General features: G+C 62.3%; 11 protein-coding genes and 2 pseudogenes. 2 read left to right on the forward strand and 11 right to left on the reverse strand.

Features of this window, described 5'->3' with window-relative positions:
* Positions 1–6 precede the first annotated feature (6 nt).
* Positions 7–3,297, reverse strand: a complete 3,291-nt coding sequence (locus VEIS_RS02180) for a transglutaminase-like domain-containing protein (RefSeq protein WP_011808253.1) — start codon at positions 3,295–3,297, stop codon at positions 7–9.
* Entirely contained in the window at positions 3,276–3,470 is a 195-nt protein-coding gene (locus VEIS_RS28065; protein ID WP_157048361.1) for a hypothetical protein, read from the reverse strand. Before VEIS_RS28065 ends, VEIS_RS02180 begins: the two co-directional genes overlap by 22 nt.
* A 17-nt stretch (positions 3,471–3,487) precedes the next feature.
* Between VEIS_RS28065 and VEIS_RS25285 the strand changes: the two genes are divergently transcribed.
* Entirely contained in the window at positions 3,488–3,640 is a 153-nt protein-coding gene (locus VEIS_RS25285) for a hypothetical protein (RefSeq protein WP_157048362.1), read from the forward strand.
* 718 nt (positions 3,641–4,358) lie between these two features.
* Positions 4,359–5,105, forward strand: a pseudogene (locus VEIS_RS25290) (IclR family transcriptional regulator); the annotation flags it as partial.
* A 234-nt stretch (positions 5,106–5,339) separates the two neighbouring features.
* Here the strand turns inward: VEIS_RS25290 and VEIS_RS02195 are convergent.
* The 9 genes and pseudogenes from VEIS_RS02195 to VEIS_RS24610 form a co-directional block, all read right to left on the reverse strand.
* Positions 5,340–6,662, reverse strand: a pseudogene (locus tag VEIS_RS02195) (IS4 family transposase); the annotation flags it as partial.
* A 467-nt stretch (positions 6,663–7,129) separates the two neighbouring features.
* Positions 7,130–7,753, reverse strand: coding sequence for a hypothetical protein (locus tag VEIS_RS02200; RefSeq protein ID WP_157048363.1), 624 nt, complete (start codon positions 7,751–7,753; stop codon positions 7,130–7,132).
* A gap of 203 nt (positions 7,754–7,956) precedes the next feature.
* Positions 7,957–8,550: a hypothetical protein gene (locus VEIS_RS02205; protein WP_232287819.1), complete on the reverse strand. Its 594-nt coding sequence runs from the start codon at positions 8,548–8,550 to the stop codon at positions 7,957–7,959.
* A 102-nt stretch (positions 8,551–8,652) separates the two neighbouring features.
* Positions 8,653–9,156 (reverse strand): hypothetical protein, encoded by a 504-nt coding sequence (locus tag VEIS_RS28070; RefSeq protein WP_157048364.1) that lies wholly within the window; start codon positions 9,154–9,156, stop codon positions 8,653–8,655.
* Positions 9,157–9,268: 112 nt separating this feature from the next.
* Positions 9,269–10,138 carry a hypothetical protein gene (locus tag VEIS_RS02215; protein ID WP_198137944.1) on the reverse strand — a complete coding sequence of 290 codons (870 nt, stop codon included), beginning with the start codon at positions 10,136–10,138 and terminating at the stop codon, positions 9,269–9,271.
* A 50-nt stretch (positions 10,139–10,188) separates the two neighbouring features.
* Positions 10,189–10,803, reverse strand: coding sequence for a hypothetical protein (locus tag VEIS_RS02220; protein ID WP_232287820.1), 615 nt, complete (start codon positions 10,801–10,803; stop codon positions 10,189–10,191).
* A 102-nt stretch (positions 10,804–10,905) separates the two neighbouring features.
* Complete coding sequence (locus tag VEIS_RS28075) at positions 10,906–11,394, reverse strand: hypothetical protein (RefSeq protein ID WP_011808260.1); 489 nt, start codon at positions 11,392–11,394, stop codon at positions 10,906–10,908.
* A 314-nt stretch (positions 11,395–11,708) separates the two neighbouring features.
* Positions 11,709–14,624, reverse strand: coding sequence for a transglutaminase-like domain-containing protein (locus VEIS_RS02225; protein ID WP_011808261.1), 2,916 nt, complete (start codon positions 14,622–14,624; stop codon positions 11,709–11,711).
* Positions 14,625–14,633: 9 nt separating this feature from the next.
* Complete coding sequence (locus VEIS_RS24610) at positions 14,634–21,857, reverse strand: carboxypeptidase regulatory-like domain-containing protein (protein ID WP_198137945.1); 7,224 nt, start codon at positions 21,855–21,857, stop codon at positions 14,634–14,636.
* Positions 21,858–22,236 lie beyond the last annotated feature (379 nt).

Consider the following 22,236-nt stretch of genomic DNA (forward strand, 5'->3'; position numbering starts at 1 on the left):
CTCCAATCAGTCTTTGAATGCCTGACCCGCAAACACCTCTACATCGATGCGGATGTCATTATTTTTATTGTTTTTATTATTATTATTTAAAGAATAAAAAGCCCTGGAGTTTTCCCAGTCCCGTGGGCATACACCTCCAGAAGGAACTCCGGCAATTGCTCTTTTTGCCTTGAAAAATGCCACCTCCCGCACCTTCAACTGCTGGGGCGTCAGTTTTGCCTTCAATTGCTCAATAAGAACAAAAGCCTCCCGCTTGGTAAGCGGGTCGGGCTGCACCCAAGTAGTGCTTTCCTCCGCATAGTCACCCTTTTTACCCCCCTGAGCCTGAAACCTCCCCCTATGGCAATCCTTGCTGCCCTTGTCGCAAGGATTGGGTGCGGCATGCGCCGAGAACGTCAGGGATGATATTCCCAACATCACCATGACCGACACCAGCGCGGGGGTCGCTGGCGGCAAGGAAACGACGGTCACTGCCAGCAGCGCGGCGGCGATGGACAGCGCGATGCTCGTCAATATGCGCTGGGCTATCGATTCGGCCAGGGGTTGGACCGACTCCTCGCAAGTGACGAGCTCGCCGCCATTGCCCACGCCATCGATGATGTAAGCGCCGGCGCCGGTTTGCGGATCGGTGGCAATGAAACCCTGCCCGCTCCAGCGCATCAGTTGCACCGGGGCTTGCGGGGCCAGCACCTCCAGGCGGTTGGCCACAGCGCTGGCCACTTGCTGCTGCATGCTGGCCGACACCGTTGTCACCGCCAGGTATTGCTGCAAGTTGCCCGCGTGCAACTGCCACAGGGCAACGCCTTGATCGTTGGCCGCCGCGATGACGCTGACCGCAGAGGCCGCAGCCCCGGGGGCCAAGCCGAGCATCTCCTCGAAGATGCGCCCCTCCAAGAACGAGTTTCTGGCCCCCGTTTGCAGCAGATACTCGCGCGTGGCCGCCGGGTTGGCGACGCCCGTGACGGCCACGCTCATCCTGCGGATATCCACGGCGTAGCTGCGGTATTGCCCTGTCCTGGGAATGCCCCAGGAATACGTCACGCTCAGCGGGGAGGTGAACAGGCCGATCGATGGCAGGCGGTAGGCAATGACATTGCTGGCATTGGCCATGATGGCGCCGGCCTCATTGGCGCGCGACCAATAGCCCAGGCCGAACTGGTGCAGGTTCTCCAGCGCTGTGTCCGGCGCGACGGCGGCGGCCCGGTCGAGCGCATCCTGGCAACGGATGCCGGTGGCATCCACGCTGAAGGCAATGGCATCGCCCACGGCGTTCTCGAACTTGAAGTCCTCCTCGACGCTGCCAAAGTGCGGGCCTGTCAGCACATAGCTCCACCATTGGGGATCGCCCATGCGCTGCGGGCCGGACTCGGCAAGCACCCGATCGTCGAGTTTCAGCCGGGTCTTCTGGCGTATCAGATACAGCGGCAACGCCGTGGCGTTGGCCACGTACTGCCCGATCAGGGCCTGATCGGCGCTGCTGGCGGCGACCCCCTCGGCGGTAATGCGCCGCGAGCCGATGTCCGAGAACAGCACAGACTGCGACAGCAGCGGCGCGCCATCGGCTTTGTCATTGGCGCTGGCGTACAGCTTGAAAGTAATGGCCCAGCGCAGCGCATCGGGCACCACCGTGGTCTGCGGGCCTTGCAGCACGACGGCGTAGGGGGTGGCGCCGGCCAGGACATCGGGGGCCCAGGCGATGATGCGCTTGTGCCCGAACACATCAGCCAGGCTGGCGTTGGGCTTTTGCGCCTGGATGTAGGCCAGCGCCCTGTCCTGGTAGGCATCGAGTTGCGCCCGGATACCCGCGTGGTTCAGGCGCCGCACCCAGCCCTGGGCGGTGTCGATGGTGCTGTCATCGTGCCGGGCGGCGTTCAGCAGGGCCGAGGCGTCCTGCGGGACCTGGCTCCGGATGTCCAGACCGGAGGTGTAGCGGTACTGCTTGTAGCTGGCATCGAGCGGCACCCAGGCATTGAGATGGGCGTTGGGGTTGACATGCTGCAGATGAGCGTCCGGGGTGCGGATCGGGGGACTGGCCGCAGCGCCGCCTTGGCGATGGCCGCGGCCGGGCGACCAGTTGACATAGGCCTGCACCCAGACATGCTCCATGCGGATGCGCTCGATGGCGCCGCCCCGGGCCAGCCCGGTGGCAGCAATGCCGCCCTGGTGCAACAGGTTGAGCGCCGCCTGCGCGTTGGCGGTGCCGCCGACCCAGTTTTGCACCTTGTCGGCGGGCAGCTCGATGGTGCCGAACTGGTAGCGCGCCGGGATCTTGGCCGCCCTGAGCAACGCGATGTGCAGGCTGGCGATGTCAAAGGCGTTGCCCCTGAGGGTTTGCAGGGTGCTGTCGGCATTTTGCAAGGCCCCCCAGGTGGGCAGGAACTCGACCGTGTTGCGCACCCAGTTGTCGATGAGCACCGGGTTGTTGCCCAGTTGCGCGGCTTTGGCCTGGATGGCGCGGCTGAGGGTCACCTCCGCCGTGGGGGCCAGATCGGCCACATCGGGGGCGGTGCCGGGCGCCGGAGGGATGTCGAAGCGGATGCCGGCGATCGTGGTGCCGGCCTGGGCCAGCAGCACTTTCTGGTCGGCGTACAGGCTCTGGTGCCAGGCGGCTTGGCTGCTGGCCGGCTCAGCGGTGGTGGGCCGGGGCGTACCCCAGGGCAGTTCGCCGGGGTTGAGCGGGTTGCGGGCGCGGGCTGCCGGGTATTGCTCAAAGAACTGGCCGATGGCGCCGAGGTTCTGCTCGTCGGGTTGGGACTGCCAGGCGCGCAGGCGCTGGCGCAGGGTCTGGGCGCGGATGCGCAGTTGGGTTTCGGCCTGATCGTGGCGGGCCAGGATCTCGGGGCCGACTTGCTGCTCGATCAGGTCGGCGCGGCTGGCGTGGAATTCGGCCAGCGCCATGTCGGTGTCGGCGTCAATGGCTTGCACGAGCGCGCGCAGTTGCTGCTGTTCGCTGGCTTGCCCAGAGGCACTCTTGATGGCGAAGGCGCCGGTGCCCGGTGCAGCCACCGGCTTGGCGAGCGCGCGCACGAGGCTGTGGGCCAGGGCCAGGTTGCGCGCAATGCGTTCGCTGGCCGGGGCCGGCCTGCGCGTTCGGGCGGACTGGCCCGGCCCATCGCGCTGCTGCGGCGGGCGCAGGCGCTGTATCTGTGCCTGATCTGTCGGAGAAACGGGCACGGCCCCCTGCTGCGCCAAAGCGCTCAAAGGCAGCAAGGCATGGCACAAGAGGGTGCCGATCAACAGGCGCGCAATCGGGCGCAGCCAGGGGTGCCAGGGCGTCAGGGTGTTGTGCGAGTGCATGGGGGCGGGTCAATCCGGGGAAGCTGTCCGGCCGGGCGCCGCACCGGGCTGGTCTGGCCCGGGTCGGCGCTGTAGCCGCCGGCAACGCTGCGCTCGGCCCGGCCCGCGTTGGCAATCGAGCCGAGCAGCCTGTGCGAGGCAGCGGACGGCAGGGTGCTTGTCAGTGTCACCACGGCGGGGCTGCTGCCTAGTGTCGCGTCACCGATCATCTGTCGGTCCGCGCTGGCCATCGAAGCGCATCGCGGCGTTGCATCGCTTGCCAATACAGCTCGGTATTGGCTGCGCGATGCGCCTTGCGCTGCGCTCCGATGGCGGCGCGCAGCCTACGACATCTGACCGGTGACGCGACACTAGCAGGCGCAGCAGGGTTTTAGCGGTTTCGCAACGGGCTTGGGTTGGCGCCACCAGCGCCGAGGTGCGGCTGGGTTGGCCGTCGCTCAGGATTTGGCTTTGCAGCCATGCCAGGCCCGAGCCGATCGGGTCGGTGGCTCCCAGGGCGGCGCAGGGCAGTGACAGGACCGGTAGCAGCCGGGCGGTGATGATGGTGGTGGTGGCTTCGAGCCGGCCCAAGACCCTCGCGGCCAAAACGCGCAGGGCTGGCCAGGCTGTCTGCGCGGGTCTGCGCTGACCCGTCACTGGGGGCGCGTTGTGGTCGCTGGCAGGGCGGGCCTGTCGGCTTGGCGCACAGCATGATTCACAAACCGACCCATTCATGGTGTCTTGTTGGCTGGCCTTGGGCAATGTCTGCCGGGGGGATCGATGTGGCAGGAACGGTGGCAACTGCCTCGGGCCGGTGCAGTATATCCAAATGTGTCTTGTGGTATGAAATCATTACCAAAAATTGGGCGCGCGCCCGTGCAGCATCTCCGGTCAGGGGGTGTGCACGGTTTGGGATGCGGCAAGCAACGGCGGGGATGAACGGCGGGGATGAACGGCGGGGATGGTTTGCTCATCGCGGTCGCGGTGTCGTGCAGCCGCAGGCCAGGATTTTTCTGCTCCACCGATGCGGCGGGGTTTGCCATGGCAACGACATGGACCACACTTTGGGCCTGTCGCTGCCCATGTCTGCCGCCTGCCCGCCCCGCGATCCGCGTTTTGCCACTACCTTGGCCCATGGCCTGGCCCTGCTCGAGGCTTTCGATGCCACCCATGCGGGCCTGACCAACAAGGAACTGGCCGAGCGTTCCGGCCTCTCGAAGGCCACTGTCTCGCGGCTGAGCCTGACCTTGCAGGCGCATGGCCTGCTCGAGTGCGGGCCGGGCGAGCGCCGCCATCGTCTGGCCTCGGCTGCCCTGACCCTGGGCTATCCGCTGCTGGCCGGACTGGGTATCCGGCGCGAAGCGCGTTGGGGCATGAAGCAATTGGCGGATGAGTTGGGAGGCTCGGTTTCTCTGGGCCTGCGTGAGCGCGCCCGCATGATTTATGTGGAGACCAGCCGCAGCAGCAATCCGATGGCCTTTTGCCCCGATGTCGGCGCCGCGCTGCCGATGCTGCAAACCGCGATGGGTCGCGCCTGGCTGGCGGCGGCGCCCGAGGCCCTGCGGCGCGAGGTGCTGGCCTTGCTGCGCCGGCACTTGCCGGCCGCCTGGGCCCAATGGCGCGCCAGCGTCGGGCCGGCCATCGAACATCTGCAGCGCCACGGTTTTTGCGTCTCACATGCCGACTGGCAGTCGGATGTGTATGCGGTGGCCGTGCCGCTGAACGCGCCGGCCGATGCCGAGCCTGTGGTCATCAACTGCGGCGTGCCGATCCGCAGCCTGCGCCCCGGCGAGCTCCAGAGCCGGGTGGCGCCGCGGCTGATGGCCCTGGCGCGCCGCATCGAGGCCCATTGGCGCGCCGCAACGCAGCCGGCAATGCCGGTGGCGCTGCCACTGGAGGTGGTGCATGGCGCGGTGTCTGGCACGGTGTCCCATGCGCACACCCTGTCGCGCGGACTCGATTTGCTCCAATGCTTCCGCCCAGGCGAAGTGCAACTGGGCCATGCCGAGTTGACGCGCCGCCTGCGCCTGCCCCATATTCATCGCCCCATTGTCCTGAAGCAAGCGCATATGCTCAACACCCTGCACGAAATCCCTGACCCGGGCAAAGCCAAGCCAGAGGGATTTGACGCCGGGCTGTCCATCGCACTTGCGACCCAGGAAGCCGCCGAGCATGGCGATTTGCCGGATGACTTCACGAATGGTCGGTGGCTGAGTCGGTGGTTTTTTCTTTGCCAAAATGTACGCCCCCTTCCACTCTGCCTCGGTCAACAGCGCACTGGCGCTCAAGTCTGGATGGGTGCGCCCCAGTCTGACCAAGCGCGCCAAGCGCCAGGCCACGACCATATACACGGCCAGCGCCAACTCCAGCTTGGCCACGCTGCCCAGTTGCAGGGCTTCGACACGGCAGCCGTTTTTGAGCACGTTGAAAAACGTTTCTATTTCCCAGCGACAGCGGTACCAGTCGATCCACTCCACCACCTCGGCAAAGTCGCTCGCCATGCGATTGGTCAGCAGATGCCATTGCACCGCCTTGCAGCCTGCCGGCGGGTTCGTTTCCTTGGCCACTACGCAGGTCACCGTCAACTGGCCACCCGCCCCATCGGGAATGCTCAAGGCGCGCGCCCAAATTTGCTGGCGCACCACGCGGGCAGCCTCGGCGGTGCGCGCTGCCAGGGTGAATTCAATCTCGCCCAAGGGCGCATCCTTGATGGTTTGCGCCCACGATTTGCTGCCGTCGGGCAAGGTGCGGTTGTGTTTCGAGCGAATCAGCCAGTCCGCCGGATGCCCCAGATCGCGGGCGCGGTGCATCATTTCAACGATGTCCGCTTCTCGATCGCCCACGCAAACCAGGCGCGTATCGGCCAAGGTTTGCGCCATCTCGCCGATGCGCTCGTAAGCCTCGCTCCAGCGCAGACTTTCCCGCACACCGGCTCGCGTGCCATCGTCCGCCTTGGGTGTGCGTGCCCACATCCGAGCGTCGGTGATACCCAGCGGTTCGCGTTCGGGCGTGACGGCATAGGTCGGGTGCAGGTACATGCCGCGTTGGGCTTCGTAGGACAAGGGCCCGAGGCCTTCGATGCTTTGCCCGTTGAAATCCAGCTCGGTGGTGTCTTGCAGGCACAGCACGACGCGGTGTTGTCGCATCCGTGCTGCGGTGCGCTCGATGTGCGGGGCCAACACCGTTTCCCATTTCAAGGGGCGTTTGGCGTTGTTGGCTTGATCGAAAAATCGTTACGCCCCTTGCGTTTCGCTCCAATCCGGACATGCCCCAGGAATGCTGGCTGTGGGCTTGTCGGCAAATCGCTCCGTGAGTTGGATCAAGCGATGATTCAAGCGCGCATCTCCCAACTGCGCTCCTGCAAATTCTTCTGCTGCCCATGTCATCGCTGTCTCTCTTGTCTAAAAATGAATCAAGCGGGGAAAAGGCATACCAGACTGAACTTCTCGTCTATTGCTGGCACGGGCGCGGGCTTCAAGGAGGAGGGTTGTGTGTAATGGCATGGGATCAACTCTTTCAAAACGAGCTTCGTAGCTCAGTGGCCCGACGCCCCGGAGTCCACCGTCGGGTTCCAGGACGATGTCTATATCCGATGGAATGTTTGTGTCGGAATAGTCCAAAAGCAACCGTGCCAAGCGGATCAAGGCTTTGGGGTGGTCACCGATGTACTGAAAGGCTGGACCATATTATCTCGAATCAAACCAATGCTCGGAATGGCGGAGTACCAATGCAGATCGATCAGAGCGCAGCGCAATCATGCTGGCTGCGTGATATTGATCTGAAGTTACATGTCCGTGTTGGCATCAAAGTTGAGAAATGGTCTTTACGACATCAAAAGGGAAATATTGTCGAATCATGTGAGAATAAAAAATGATCCGACCCAGCGCTCCAATATTTCAGTAATAATAAAAAAAGTCATCAAAAACCATGCGACAATTACGATGAGATCCCTTAAAAGTTGCTCGTGAGTAATTGGGTTGCGGCCTGCACCAGCAGACGACATATCTTCTTTATGAACGATCATCGCCATGCCGGCCGTCCCCATGAGCACTACGCCAGAACCCAACAACATCGCCGCCTTGATAGCCCATTTGACATCAATCATTGCTTGGGGGAATGCATTTGTCAGACCAACTATGTTATATGCAAGAAACAATGCAAAACAAAACAATATGACACCCAATACACGTCTGCCCCATGGATCCTTCAAATATTCATCAGTCAATCTTGCCTGGCTGATATAAGCAAGATAGAAAGCCAGGGTGCAAATGAAGGATAAAGCAACGATGGTCAGTAGAGTAAATCCGTCCCAAGCGCCTGCGGTTACTGCTGCCATCGTCAAGGAAGAAGTAAAAGCAACGAACAGGATGATGAACGATAAATATCGGTAGTCGACCTTCATCATGGCCCTGAGCAATGCGCATCCACACATCGCTCCGAGAATTGAAAAATATGAAGACACCAGGAGATCATTCATACTTTCTTTCTGCAGATCAAGGCTGTGGGGAACTGTTCCGGATCGTTGCAATCAGTAGATCGCTGCTGATCGGCAATTTTACCGTGCACAAATGCCATCATCAGTGTGATCCATCGTTCTTGGTCCAAACACTGCATGGTGCGGATTTCATCTGCCTTGCATCCACTTTTGACAAGGTGATTGTTTTCATCGTTCCTGCCCAATCACTTGTGAAGTATGAAGTTGATTACAATAAAAAGAAAAGCGGTCATCATGAAGTATATTATAACCATAATAATACTTCTTGAAATTGGCAATGGGACAATCGGGCCGCGACCCGCATCAGAAGACGGCATATCTTTTTTATAAACAATCATGCCCGCTCCAACCGTTCCTATACATGCCATGCCAAAAATCAACAATCCAATCCCTCTGAGGTTGATCATTGCTTTTGGCAATGCCCTTGCCAATTCCACTATATCAGTCTTGAAAAGCAATGCAAAACAAAGCAGTATGACACCCAATACACGCCTGCCCCATGGATCCTCCAGGTATTCATCAGTCAATTTTACCCGACTGATATGGGCAAGGTAAAAAGTCAAAGTACAAATACAGGACAAAACAACGGTGAGCAGCAAATTAAATCCATTCCATGTGCCTGCGGTTACCATTGCCATCGTAAAAGAAAAAACAAAGACGACAATCAGGAAGATGGCCGAAAAACATCTGTAGTCGATTTTCATCAAGGCCCTGAGCAATGCGAATCCACACATTGTTCCGAGAATTGAAAAATATGAAGACACCAGGAGATCGGCCATTTTGTCCATATCCTTTGATTCAACCGGTTGCGATTTCTGCGACTACAAGCCAGATCCAACTCGCCGTGCAGTGATTTTTTGCCATCTGCATGAATGCCATCATCAGTCTGATCCATTGCCACTGCTCAAACACTGCATGGCGCGGGCCTTTATCTGCTCTGCATCTTCTCTGGACAAGGCGATTGTTTTCCATCTTTCCTGCTCAGTCAGTTTGAATTCAACCATAAAACGTCTTCCCCTAGACCAATGAAATTTTACATTGATGCTCAAACCATTTGTTGATGAGATCAGGCGACTATCCAAACGCGACTTGATGCGCAGTCCCCGCGTTTCACAACGGATGCGGTCTATGTCATTCAACTCCCATGCGAACAAAGGGAATGCTAAAATCATGCCTATTATCCAGCCCAGGGCAAGTCGATGGAATTCCTGTCTTGTAGGCAGTCTTATACCTGCAAACTCCGGTCCAATCCTTTCCCAAGGTCTGGTTGTTGTAGCCATCAATAACATGAAGAAGAGACCTGAGAGCATGCACAAAGCAAACACAGTAATTATTGGCGTGTTGCTCACAAGAATGATTGATGGATTCATCGCCAAGGTTCGCATATGGTTTTTTCTTCTTCTGAGAAAGCACGAAGTGCTCCATCAATCCAAAATCCACAAAGCCAGAACAAAAGTGATGCAATAAAATGAGATGCGAATAATATACCAGCTGCTGTTAACAGGAGAGCAAGGAAAAATAGATTGGGAGCGCCATTTTGTCACAAGGACCACCTGACAAGCCCTTCATGTAAGTAATCAATCCTATTTCAGCAAGTACTATTGTAATGGCGGTGCTCACGCCGAATGCATAAGCGAAGGGTAAAGCTCCAATCAGAAGGGCTAACAAGCTCATCCAGCTTCCATTTGCATTAATAAACCCCAAAAATCCCCCATTGCCACCCCCTTCAATGGTATAACTCCCAGCGCCAGTATTCGGATCAATAGTGACAAAGCCCGCCCCCGTCCACCCACTTTGCGTGATCGGCCGCTCATGGATCGTCACCTCGTATCCCGCATCCAGTGCCTGCTGAATTCTGCTCTTGGTCTCGTAGCTGTGCGCCGACAGTTCATTGTTCACGATGCCCGGGTTGTCGTTGTAGACCCTTTGCGTGATCGTGTAAATCCTCTGCCTCTGGGTCGCTGCGATACCCAGGGCCCTGACGGCACTGATGCCTTGCGGGCAGGCCGGCAGGCCCGCCGTGGGTGTTGTCGTTTCCTGCAGATTGCATGTCGCCGGGTCGTTGAAGAAGCGCTCCGGGATCGCATGCTCGAGCGCGCTCATGTGCTGGCCCCGCAGCCGGTTGTAGATAATCCACTTATAAAGTAGCGGCTGCCATTGGTCCATAATATAAATCCATATAGGTATTGATGCAAGATTGATGGTCACTCCCCGGAACGCCATCTTGCGCACCACACCCCAACCAAGGACAGACTCTGCCACGGTATGCAACAGACCATAGGACAGGCCGGGGTTTTCCATGATTCCTGCCTGGTCTTGACTCAACCGGTTGTGGCTTTCTGCCGCTGCAAACCAGTTCCAGATCAAGGTTGCCTGGTCTCAGGCTTCTTTGAATAAAGTCAATTCTATTCGACGTTTTACCCCGGTTTGGTTTGCATGAATTCCAATATTACAACAATGATTAAAAAAGCCATTGTAAAACATGTGATAACTATAATAAAACTCTTTAAAACTTGATTGTGACTGATTGGGCTACGGTCCGCGTCAAAAGACGGCATCCCTTCTTTATAAATAACCATGGCCGCACCAACCCCTCCCATGCACACCACTCCAGAACCAAACAACATGACCCACTTGATGATCTCCATGACTCCGATCATTGCGTCGGGAAATACCTCTACCATCGTTACTATATTATTTTTGAAAAGCAATGCAAAACAAAACAATATGACGCCCAATACACGCCTACCCCATGGATTCTTCAGGTATTCATCAGTCAATTTTACCCGGCTGATATAGCCAAAGTAAAAAGTCAAAGTACAAATACAGGACAAAACAACGGTGAGCAGCAAATTAAATCCATTCCATGTGCCTGCAGTTACCATTGCCATTGTAAAAGAAAAAACAAAGACGACAATCAGGAAGATGGCCGAAAAACATCTGTAGTCGATTTTCATCAAGGCCCTGAGCAATGCGAATCCACACATTGTTCCGAGAATTGAAAAATATGAAGACACCAGGAGATCGGCCATTTTGTCCATATCCTTTGATTCAACCGGTTGCGATTTCTTCGACTACAAGCCAGATTCAACTCGCCGTGCAATGATTTTTTGCCATCTGCATGAATGCCATCATCAGCCTGATCCATTGCCACTGCTCAAACACTGTATGGCGCGGGCCTTTATCTGCTCTGCATCTTCTCTGGACAAGGCGATTGTTTTCCATCTTTCCTGCTCATTCAGTTTGAATTCAACCATAAAATATCTTCCCCTAGACCAATGAAATTTTACATTGATGCTCAAACCATTTGTTGATGAGATCAGGCGGCTATCCAAACGCGACTTGATGCGCAGCCCCCGCGTTTCACAACGGATGCGGTCTATGTCATTCAACTCCCATGCGAACAAAGGGAATGATAAAATCATGCCTATTATCCAGCTCAGGGCAAGTCGATGAAAATCCTGTCTTGTAGGCAGTCTTATACCTGCAAACTCTGGTCCAGCCCTTTCCCAATGCTTGATTGTGGCAGCCATAACCAGCATGAAAATAAAACCAAAAGGCATACACAAGAAAAATACGTCCAATACTGGTTTGTTACTCGCGAGAATGATTGAAGAATTCATGGCCGCCAAGGTTTGCAAAATATTGCATTATCTGAAAATGCACGAATCAGCCCATCGGCTACAAACCCAAGAATCCAAATTGTAAATGATACAAGAAAAACAGATGCGAATGCTATACCAAGTCCCAGAAACAGGATAGCGAGGCCAATATAGAGTGTTAGTAGTGGTATGTCACAAGGCCCACCTGACAGACTATATGTGTAAGAGATTATTCCTATTCCGGTAAGCACTGCCGTAATGGCAATGCTCACGATAGACACATAAGCGATTGGTAAAAATCCAATCAAAAGGGCGAGCAAGCCCAAGCAGGTCAGTCAATGCCCATTTGCATTAATAGACCCCCAAAATCCCCCATTGCCACCCCCCTCAATGGTATAACTCCCAGCGCCAGTATTCGGATCGATAGTGACAAAGCCCGCCCCCGTCCACCCACTTTGCGTGATCGGCCGCTCATGGATCGTCACCTCGTATCCCGCATCCAGTGCCTGCTGAATTCTGCTCTTGGTCTCGTAGCTGTGCGCCGACAGTTCATTGTTCACAATGCCCGGGTTGTCGTTGTAGACCCTTTGCGTGATCGTGTAAATCCTCTGCCCCTGGGTCGCTGCGATACCCAGGGCCCTGACGGCACTGATGCCTTGCGGGCAGGCCGGCAGGCCCGCCGTGGGCGTTGTCGTTTCCTGCAGATTGCATGTCGCCGGGTCGTTGAAGAAGCGCTCCGGGATCGCATGCTCGAGCGCGCTCATGTGCTGGCCCCGCAGCCGGTTGTAGACAATCCACTTGGCCGGGTCGTTGTCCTTGGTCCAGGTGATGTTTCTGATGTGGCCAATGTCGAGGTTCACTCCCGGGAACGTCACCTTGCGCACCACGCCCCAGCTAAGGACAGGCTCTGCCACGGTATGCAACAGACCGTAGGACAGGCCGGGGTTTTCCACGATTTCCGCCGGGTTTTGACTCAACCGGCTGTGGCTTTCTGCTGCGGCAAACCAGCTCCAGATCGTCGCTGCCAGCAACTGCCCGCTGATCTGCTCGCCGGTGAGGCGGGTTGTGTCATTGGCCTGCAACTGGTTTCGGGTTTGTTCGAGGCGGGCTTTGAGGCGCTCGAGCTGCGCTGTGCTCACCCCGCCAGCGCTGATGCCGATGGCCGTGACCTGACCTGCCGTGTGGCTCGCGTCCGGTGTCAAGTCCCATTGGGTGGGGTCATCGAGCCGCGTAAAACCGCCCTGGCCCTGCAGGTCGGTTCCCATCGTGACGGCGCTGCCGCCTTGTGCCACCACCTGGCCGTCCAGCGTGATCCGGGGCTTGAGTCGGATCAGGTACCCCGGCAGGCTGCCGGGCAGTTCGCTGGGCTGAATCGGACTGCCGTCTGCGTGGGGTTTGGGCAGGTAGCTGGCGATGAGGTCGCTCGTGGCCTGGTCTGCCGGCTCGTAGCTCAGTGTCAGGCGTTTGCCGGCCAACCGGCTGGTGGCTTGACGGTAGCTCAGCAGTTCGTTGCCCCATCTGTCGCTCAAGGTGTAGCTGAACTTGTGCTGCAGGCTGTCCGGTACAGCCGCCGCTTGCTGGCCGGTTTGCACGATGGCCAAGGGCGTTACCCCGGCAAGCACGCTGTGCACGGTTTGCGCAATGATCTTCTTGCCGATCACGTCAGCCACGGAGGCATCGGGCTTTTGGCTGTCGATGTAGGTCTTGAGCCGGTTCTGGTACTGCTCGAGATGGCTTCGGGCGGCGGCCTGGTTGAGGTTTTGTACCCAGCCTTGCTGCTCATCGATGGTGGCACCCGTTTGGGCGGCATCGAGCAGTGCCTGCGCGTGCAGCGGCACAGCGGTTTGCAAGTCCATGCCGGCTGCGTAGCGGTATTGCTTGACGCTGGCGTCGAGTGCAACCCAGGCGTTCAGCGGCCCGTTGGGGTTGACATGCTGAGTCGCGCTGGCGTTGTGGTGGCCGCGACCGGGAGACCAGTTGACGTAGGCCTGTACCCACACATGCTCAAAGCGGATGCTCTGAATCGTGCCCCCCTGCACCAGGGCGCGCGCAGCGATGCCGCCCCGGTTCATCAGTTGCAGGGCGGCGCGTGGATTGCTCGCATTGCCCACCCAGTTCATGGCCTGGGCGGCAGGCATGTCTACGGTGCCCCATTGGTAACGGGCCGGGATGCCGGCGGCGCGCAGCAGCGCAATTTGCAGACTGGCAATGTCCACGGCGTTGCCGCGTCGTTTGTCCAGCGTGTCCTGTGCGCTCTGGATCGCCCCCCAGGTGGGCACCCATTCAATGTGGTTGCGCACCCAGTTGTGGATGACTACGGGGTTGTTTTTGAGCTCCAGCGCCTTGGCGCGAATGTCCGGGGTGAGGGTGACCTCGGGGGTTTCTGCGAGGTCTTCGGGCCTGGGGGCCAGGCCCGGCTCGGGTGGAATGCGAAACTCGATGCCGGTGCTGCCACCACCGGCCTGGGCGAGTTTGACCGCCTGGCCCGGGTGCAAGTTGCGCCACCATGCGGCCCGGCTTTCTGCCGGCAGGCGCTGGTTCGGCGGGGGATTGCTCCAGGGCAGTTTGGCAGGATCGACCGGGTTGTCAACGCGGGCGGCGGGGTAGCGCTCGAAGTAGGCATACAGGGCGCCGAGCACGGCAGCGCTGCGGGCCTGGCGCCATTGCCCGATGATGCCGCGCAATTCGTTGGCGCGCTGCTTGAGTTCGCCCTGCGTCTGGTCGTGGCGGGCCAGGATTTCTGCGCTGACCTGCTGTGTCTGAAGCGCTTGGCGCTGGGCCGCGAAGTCGGCCAGGACGGTATCGGTGTCTGCGTCGATGGCGCCGAGCAACGCGCCGATCTGTTCCAGTTCCGCCGGGTCGGCCTGCCCTGTGGTGGGCGCGGCCTTGGCGGTCTTGGCGGCCATGGTGCTGCCGAGGTCTTTCATGCCTGCGGGTGCTCGTTCCGTCCGGGCTTTGATGCCCTTGAGCAATTCATGCACCCGGCTCAGATTGCGGCTGGTGCGCTCGCTGACGCGGCTGCCCATGGGTTGCGCAGCACGGGCTCGGGTTATCTTGGCCTGCTCGATGCGCTGCTGCCACTGGGCCAGGCGCTGTATCTGTGCTTGATCTGTCGGGGATATGGGCGCAGCGCCGTGCTGCGCCAAAGCGCTCAAAGGCAGCAAGGCATGGCACAAGAGGGCGCCGATCGACAGGCGCGCAATCGGGCGCAGCCAGGGGTGCCAGGGCGTCAGGGTGTTGTGCGAGTGCATGGGGTCGGATCAATCCGGGGAAGCTGTCCGGCCGGGCGCCGCAGGGGCCGCAGGGGCCGGGGCCGGCCCTGGCCCCTGGCAGTGGGGCTGCGTCGCACCGGGCTGCGCAGGCCCGGAACGCAGGCATAACTGCGGCTTTGGCTTGGGCCGCCCGGGGCCGGGAGGGCGCGCGGCGATCTGCAAGGCGCTGCGGTCGAGGAACAGCAACTCATCGGCCGTGGGCCATTGGGCCGTCAGGATGACATCGATGATGTCGCTGTGCCAGCCATCGGCCTGCCAGACATTGGCGCGCCGGTGCTGGCTGTCGCCGGCCAGGCTCAGCGTGTCCGACAGGTATTGCACGCCAACGCCGGTGCGCCGGTCGATCCACTGCGAGGTCACGGCGATGCCCTCGAACGGCTGCGGACACTGGTTGTACACGGTGCGGCTGCCCTCGACATGCCCCGCAAGGGGCACCGCATGGGAGCGTTGCCCGTTCACGGTAAAACCCAACGCACCGCTGAGGCAGGCCCATTGGCGGCACAACTGGCGCTGTGCGGCCTGCAGGGCCACGGCGATGGCCTGGCGGGCAGCGGCGGTGGCGCTGCTGTCCGGCTCGGGGATGCTGCGCACGGCATCGGCCGCTTCGAGCCAGGCGAAGCGGCTATCGGCGTAGCGCGCCAGGGCCATCAGGTCGCTGGCCCTGGCGGCGGCGCTGCGGGCCGCGTGGACGGCAGCGGCCCCGGTCGAGGCCGGCGCTTGCAGCAGGGCCAGGGCCTGGGTGGCATCGAGGGCCAGCGCGGCCGGCGTGGCGATATGCAGACGGTGCGTGAGGGACTGGTTACTGGCGTCGGCCTGCACTTGCAGCGGGATGTCGTACTGGCCGGGGCTGTGGCTGCCGACCTGCACGACGAGGCTGACCACCTGGCCGGGCGGCAGGGTCAGGCGCCAATCGATCCGGGTGCCGCCGCCGGGCATGGAACGGGGCGGGTCGCTGGCGGGATGCTGGCCCAGCAGGTCGACGCCTGCCGGCAAGAGCGCTTGCACGCTGACACTGGCGGGCCGGGGGCCGTCGTTGCGGATGTCGGTGACCAGGGATTGCGGCGCACCGGGAACGCCGGAATTGGGCGCGCGCGGGCTCAGGTAGGCCAGGCTGCGCTGCACCAGGTCGGCCAGCAGGGCATCGGCGCTGGCCTGGGGCTGGCCCAGCATCGTGGCCAGGTTCAACGCAAAAGCCAGGCTGCGGCCTTGGCCCACGCTGCGGCTGACGATCGCCGGGGCCGTGCCGAACCGGGCCTGGACAGTGCCGCCGTGCAGCGCGATGAGCGCCGGCTTGCCAATGGTGTTGATGCCCCCCGGGGGGAACAGATCGCCCACGAAACTGGCCACCGGGGCGTCGCTATCGAGGATGCTTTGCCGCTCGATGCCCGCCACTTGGTGCAGGATGCGGTCGCGGGCATGGGGCGCGCCGTCGAGCCAAAGCCCGGCGCCGCGCTCGATGGCCTCGCGCAGCTCCTTGACGCTGGTGTCGGTGAGTTTGTGCGTGCCGCCGCTGATGGCAAAGATGCCGTAGTTGCCGCAGCGCATGGCAGTGACGAACTCGGCACGGGAGGTGACGACGCTGGCCTCGATGCCCCGTTGCGCGAAGTACCCGCGCACGGCCTGGGCCTTGAATTCGTCGCAGGCCGGGCTTGGGGCCAGGTTGTCATCGGCCGAGGGGCTGCAACTGAGCAGCATCAGCAGGCGCGGCAAGCTGCCTGCGCGCGCTTGCACGCTGACGGGCGCGGCCGCAGCAGGGGCGGCGCTGACGGTGAAGGTGTCGCTGGCCAGCACGGTGCCGACCGGCGAGCCGCTGGCTGCCGTGGCGGCCGACCAGGTGACTGTGTAGCTGCTGCCGATCGGGCCGTCCGGCGTCCAGCTTTGGTTGCCGGTCAAGCCGGTATGGGCGCCAAAGTGGTGCTCCATCGGCCATTGGGCGACAGCGCCGGTATCGGTGCCGTCGGTGGGCCGGATGCTCAGCGTGAGGCTGGCCGGCACCGGCCCGGGGTTGGGGTTGTGCGCCGCGTACAGCAGTTGCACCGCCGTGCCGCCGGGCACGCTGCGCGGGCTGGCGCTGACGGTGCCGGTCAGCGGTTGCAAGGCCGGCGCGGTCAACGCGATCGGGGTTTGGGACAGGGGGATTTCCTGGCCTGGGCGCAGTTCGATGGTGGCTGCGGCCAGCGCGGTGCTGCCGGCGGCGGCCGCGCCATTGGTGGCGACCCACTCCCAGGACAGACTCTGGCTGGCCCCCCGGGCCAAGGCAAAGTCCGTCCGGGCAAAGCTGCCGAGCACCTGGCCGCTGGCGGGGTCGAGCACACGCACGCGCACGGTGCTGTGGTGCAGCGCGGCATTGCCGGCATTGCGCAGGGCCAGGCTCAGCGTGACGCTCTGGCCGGGCGCGGCGCTGGCGGGCCGGGCCTGGAGTTGGCCGGTGATGCCTACGCCGCTTTGGCTGCTGTCCAGCACGCGCAAGCCGGTGCTGTGCTCGGCCAGCGGCGCGGCTGCATTGGCCGCTGCACTGACCCGCAGGCGCGCGCTGTAGCTGCCGGCGGCCAAGCCCGATGCGGGCAGCGTGTAGTCATATTGACGCCGGGCTGCGGGGGGCAGTTGGGGCAGATTTTGCGCATACTGGCGCACCACTTGCCCGCCGGCATCGAGCAGTTCGGTGACGGCCAACAGGTCCGACAGCATGGTGTTGCTGGTCAGGTTGCCGATCTGGCTGCTGATCTGCACACGCTCGGCGGCGCTGTAGCTGCTGCGGTCGGTGCTGATGCGCGCAAAGATCTGCCGGGCTTGGCTGGAGTCGACCGCCCAGGGCGCCAGCGCGCTGGCGTAGGCCTGGCCTTGGGGGTCGATGAGTTCGGCCTCGATCTGGTAGGGGCCGGCAAGAACGCCGGCGAGGGTGCCTGCCGCAGGCCAGGACGCCCGCACCTGCGCCGTGCCGGCCACGGGCAGGTGCACGCTGGCGGCCAGCGGCAGCCGGGCCACGATCTGCCCGCCGGCATCGAGCACGCTCCAGCGCAACTGGGCGTCGCGGGCAAAGCTGCCGCGGTTGCTCACGGTGGCCGTGAACTGCGCCTGCTCGGCTTCGCGGTAGACCGGCTTGTCCGGGGCCACCGCAATATCGAGCCGGCGCGCCAGGGCGTCCAGCGGGGCGCGCACCGTGTTGTTGCTGCGATCGAAGTCGGCAAAGCTGCCGTGGCCGCTGCCGTCATCGTCGGCCACGATCCACACGCTGTGCCCGGGGCTGATCTGGTGCAATGCCCGCGTCGGGGTGATGTCCAGGTCCAGGTACTCGTTGCTCGCCAGTTCCCGCCCGATCGTGGCCCGCCCGACCACGGCAGGCCGGCCCAGGGCCGGGTCTGCGTCGTAGATCAGCACCGCAGTGCCTGCCGGGACTTTGTAAGAGCCGGCATTGCCCAGGCGCACCGTGATCAGCGCGGCGCCCGAATCAGCCCCGGGGTCGGTCACGCGCACGAAGCCTGCGGTCAGATCGGCCACGGCGCGCGGGTCGCCGTCGGTGCGGCGGTTCAAGCGGAAAGTGTTTTGCGCCTGCCAACTGGCGACCGGCTGGCGCGCAACGCTCAGGTCGTCGTTGATATTGGTGATGCTGTAGTCGTACTGGTTCCAGACGCTGCGGGTGGCCACCCAGGCATTGTCGACATCCCGATAGACGACGATCCCGCCTTGGGCGCCGGCATCACCGGGCACCACCAGATCGGCATGGCCGTCGCCGTCGACATCGGCCACCAGGGGATATTCCGCGCCCGTCGAGGAACTGCTGTCGGTGTGCAACAGCACCTGTCCGGTGGCGCCGTCGAATATCCGCAGCGTGCCTTGGTCGCGGTAGATGACCTCGACCCGGCCATCCCCGTCGAAGTCAAAGGCGGTGGAGCCGGTATTGGCCGATGCGTCATAAATCCGGGTGCGCCACAGCAGCGAGCCGTCGGCCCGGAATACCGAGTAATGGGAAGCGCCGGCGACACCGATGTCGGGCACGCCATCGCCGTCGAAGTCTGCCACCGTGGGCGCGCCACCTGCGCCGCTGGCCAGCGCTACCGGGCCCCACAGGGCTTGGCCTCGATGGTCCATCAGCCAGACGTTGCCGGCGTGGACCACGACGATTTCCGGATGCGGGTCGCCGTTGAAATTCGCGATGGCCGTCGTGAACACCGACCTGCCCGGCAACACGCCGGGCCACAGCAAGGTGCCATCGCTGTCGTAGGCCGCCGTGCCGCACAGGATTTGCTGGCCTGCGCGGCCGGGATCGAGATCGATCGCATAGGCGCCACTTTCATGATGGCAGCCTGCCAGCGTCGATTTGAGCGCGCCGGTATGGGAGTAGACCTCGTTGCCCAGCAAGACCTCGGGGTGGCCGTCAGCGTCGATGTCGGCGACCGACACCGGAATCGGTATGGCCCCCGGCACCTGCCATCGGATCTGGCCCGTCGCGGACAGCACGATGATGCCGCCGGAGTGCTTGATGCCAATGATCTCCGGCTGCCCGTCGCCGTCCAGATCGGCCAGTGCCAAGCCGGTTTGGGAAACCACCCCGCCAAACAGGGAGGTCGGTACGGTCAACACCTCCTGGCCCGTCGCGCCGTCGATGGCGTGAAGGGTCGATGCACTGAAGTAGCTGCCGCTGTAGTTGGTGAACACGATGCGCGGGGTATCGCGCTGGTCGATGCGACCGTCGCCGTTGGTGTCGTGGATACGGCCGACCACCGGAGACATCATCACGCTGCCCGGCCAGCGGTAGGCCTTCTTCAGTGCGAATCGGCTGCGCACGGGAATGACGATTTCGTCCTGAGCCGTGCTGCGCGTGTTGTTGCTTTTGCTGGCTTCGGCCAGTTGCGCATTGGCATCGAGCAGCACATGGATCGGCGCATCCCTGAAGGGCAGTTGTCCGGCCACCTCCAACTCCAAGCCGACGCTCTGGTTCGGCGCCAGCGCCGTGGGCAGGGTTGCCGTGCCCAGCACGGTGTCATCGGCCGCGTCGAACCGGCCATTGGCGTTGACATCGCTGAACGCCAGCAGCGCCACATTGCCGGGGGCGCTGTGTTTGCCGACGTTGGCCAGTTGCAGCGCGATGGTGCCGCTCAGCCGCAGGCTTTGCGGGTCGGTGACTGCCGTGGCGCGCCGGACCGCCTGGATGGCCAGGTCCGGCAGCAGCTGCTCCACCTGGGGCGGGCGCAATCTGATCTGCCCCACATCCAGGTTTTGCATCGGCCCGAGCGCATAGTGCAGGCTGGCGCTTTGGTAGCCGCTCGCCGCCACGTCCAGTTGGACGCTGGCCCCGTCCAGGCCCGCTTGGCTGAACCGGCCATCGGCGCCGGTTTGCAGCGCCAATGCAGCGCCTTGCTCGGGCCTGAGAATCAGCGCGGCCCCTGCGATGGGCCGGTTGGTGCCCGCATCCATGACGATGCCGCCAAGTGTGGCGCTGTTGGCATGGGCCGGCGTCTGGCGGCTGGCGTAGAGCCGGGGCGAGTAGTCCAGCGCCGTCGAGCGCAGGTCGCTGCACAGGATATGCGTGCGCGCTTGTGCCAGGTCGTGTCCGGCCAGGCTGGCGCTGATGGTGACCGCCCCGCTGGTCAGGCCGCTGATCCTGTAGCGCCCATTGGCGTCGGTCATGGCGCTGTGGCCGCCCGTGATCGTCACTTGCACCCCCGCCAGCGGTTGTTCGCTGGCCGCCCCGAGGATGCGGCCCTGCACGCTGCATTCGATGCGCCGGCCCGGATGGCCGGGATGGTCCGGATCGACCGGCGCAGCAATCAGCAATGGGGAAAAGTGGGCCACCTGGCCCGCCTGCACCGTGGCGCTGCCGCTCGCGTCCAGATAGCCCGCCTTGCTGGCCGTCAGGCGCAATGTGCCGGGCGCCACATTGGCAATCAGGTAGCTGCCATCTGCCGCCGTGATCGCGCTCAGGTTCTGGCCTTGGAGCACCACGGTGACGCCCGCCAGCGGGGCGTTGCCGTCTTGCGCCCTGGCAATGCCGCTGACCGTGGCGCTGCGGGTGTCCGGGCGCACCAGCATCTGTATGCTGCCCGCATCGCTGACCTGGCCCGCCACCAGGGTCAGACTCAGGGAGACGGTGCTGTAGCCCGTGGCGCTGGCTTGCAGTTGGTAGGCGCCAGGATACAGGCCCTGGATGCTGATCTGTCCGCTGCGGTCAGTGCTTGCATCGATGGCACTGGGGCCGGTGCCGCTCAGGGTCACCCCGGGGATGGCGATGCCTGTGCGGGCATCGACGAATTGGAGCCTGATGCCCGCTTGTGTCGGGTTCAGCGGGGTTTGGCCGGCCGCGTGCAGTGCGCGCAGCGCGAGCGCGGTCACGTAGGGATCGCCGGCCCAGGAGCCGTCCGGGTTTTGCGCGCCGGCAAGGTAGCCGTGCACCGATGCCGCGATGGCCGGGTCGCTGCCGGTGTAGGGCTGCACGGCCTCGAAGACCAGGGCCGTCATGGCCAGGTCCGAGGCCCAGCGGCCGCTCGGCTCGCGTTGGGCCAGCAGGTAGCTGGCCGCTCGTGTGGCGATGGTTGCGGCGTTGGCTGAACCGGTGGCGGCGTCTTTGAGCCCCAGCAAGATGCTGGCCGTGGTCATCAACTCGGCGCCCGGGCCTTGCGCGAAGCTGCCATCGGGGTGTTGCCGTGTGCGCAGCCAGGCGATGGTGTCGGCCAGTTCGGCGGGTGTCAGGCTTTGCCATTGGCTATGCAATGCCCATCCGGTGTCGAGCAAGCTGGCGCCCCCGTCTGTCCCGGTCTGACCCGGGTAGGCGCTGTAGCCGCCGCCGGCAACGCTGCGCTCGGCCAGGCCCGCGTTGGCAATCGAGCCGAGCAGCCTGTGCAAGTGGCTCTGGCAGACCAGCGCTTGGGTGCTGGTGGAGGCATCGGACGGCAAGGTGCTTGTCAGTGTCACCACGGCGGGGCTGCTGCCTGACAGGCGCAGCAGGGTTTTAGCGGTTTCGCAACGGGCTTGGGTCGGCGCCACCAGCGCCGAGGCGCGGCTGAGTTGGCCGTCGCTCAGGATTTGGCTTTGCAGCCAGGCCAGGCCCGAGCCGATCGGGTCGGTGGCTCCCAGGGCGGCGCAGGGCAGTGACAGGACCGGTAGCAGCAGCAGGGCGGTGATGATGGTGGTGGTTTGGAGCCGGCCCAAGACCTGGGCGGCCAAAACGCGCAGGGCTGGCCAGGCTGGCTGCGCGGGGCTGCGCTGACCCGTCACTGGGGGCGCGTTGTGGTCGCTGGCAGGACGGGTCTGCCGGCTTGGCGCACAGCTTGATTCACAAACCGACCCATTCATGATGTCTTGTTGGCTGGCCTTGGGCAATGTCTGCCGGGGGATCGATGCGGCAGGAACGGTGGCAACTCCCTCGGGCCAGCGCAGTATATCCAAATGTGTCTTGTGGTATGAAATTGTTGCCAAAATTTTTCCCGCGCCCGTGCAACATCTCCGGTCAGGGGGTGTGCACGGTTTGGGATGCGGAAAGCAACGGCGGGGATGTTGCAGGCAAGCAGCAACCTTGGCGGCCAGTCCTGCCCGGGTCGTCTGCGTGGGGCATGTTCTGCAACGAACGAGGGCCGAAAACCCGCGTCATTGCCGG

This window comes from Verminephrobacter eiseniae EF01-2 (assembly GCF_000015565.1).
GTDB lineage: Bacteria > Pseudomonadota > Gammaproteobacteria > Burkholderiales > Burkholderiaceae_C > Acidovorax > Acidovorax eiseniae.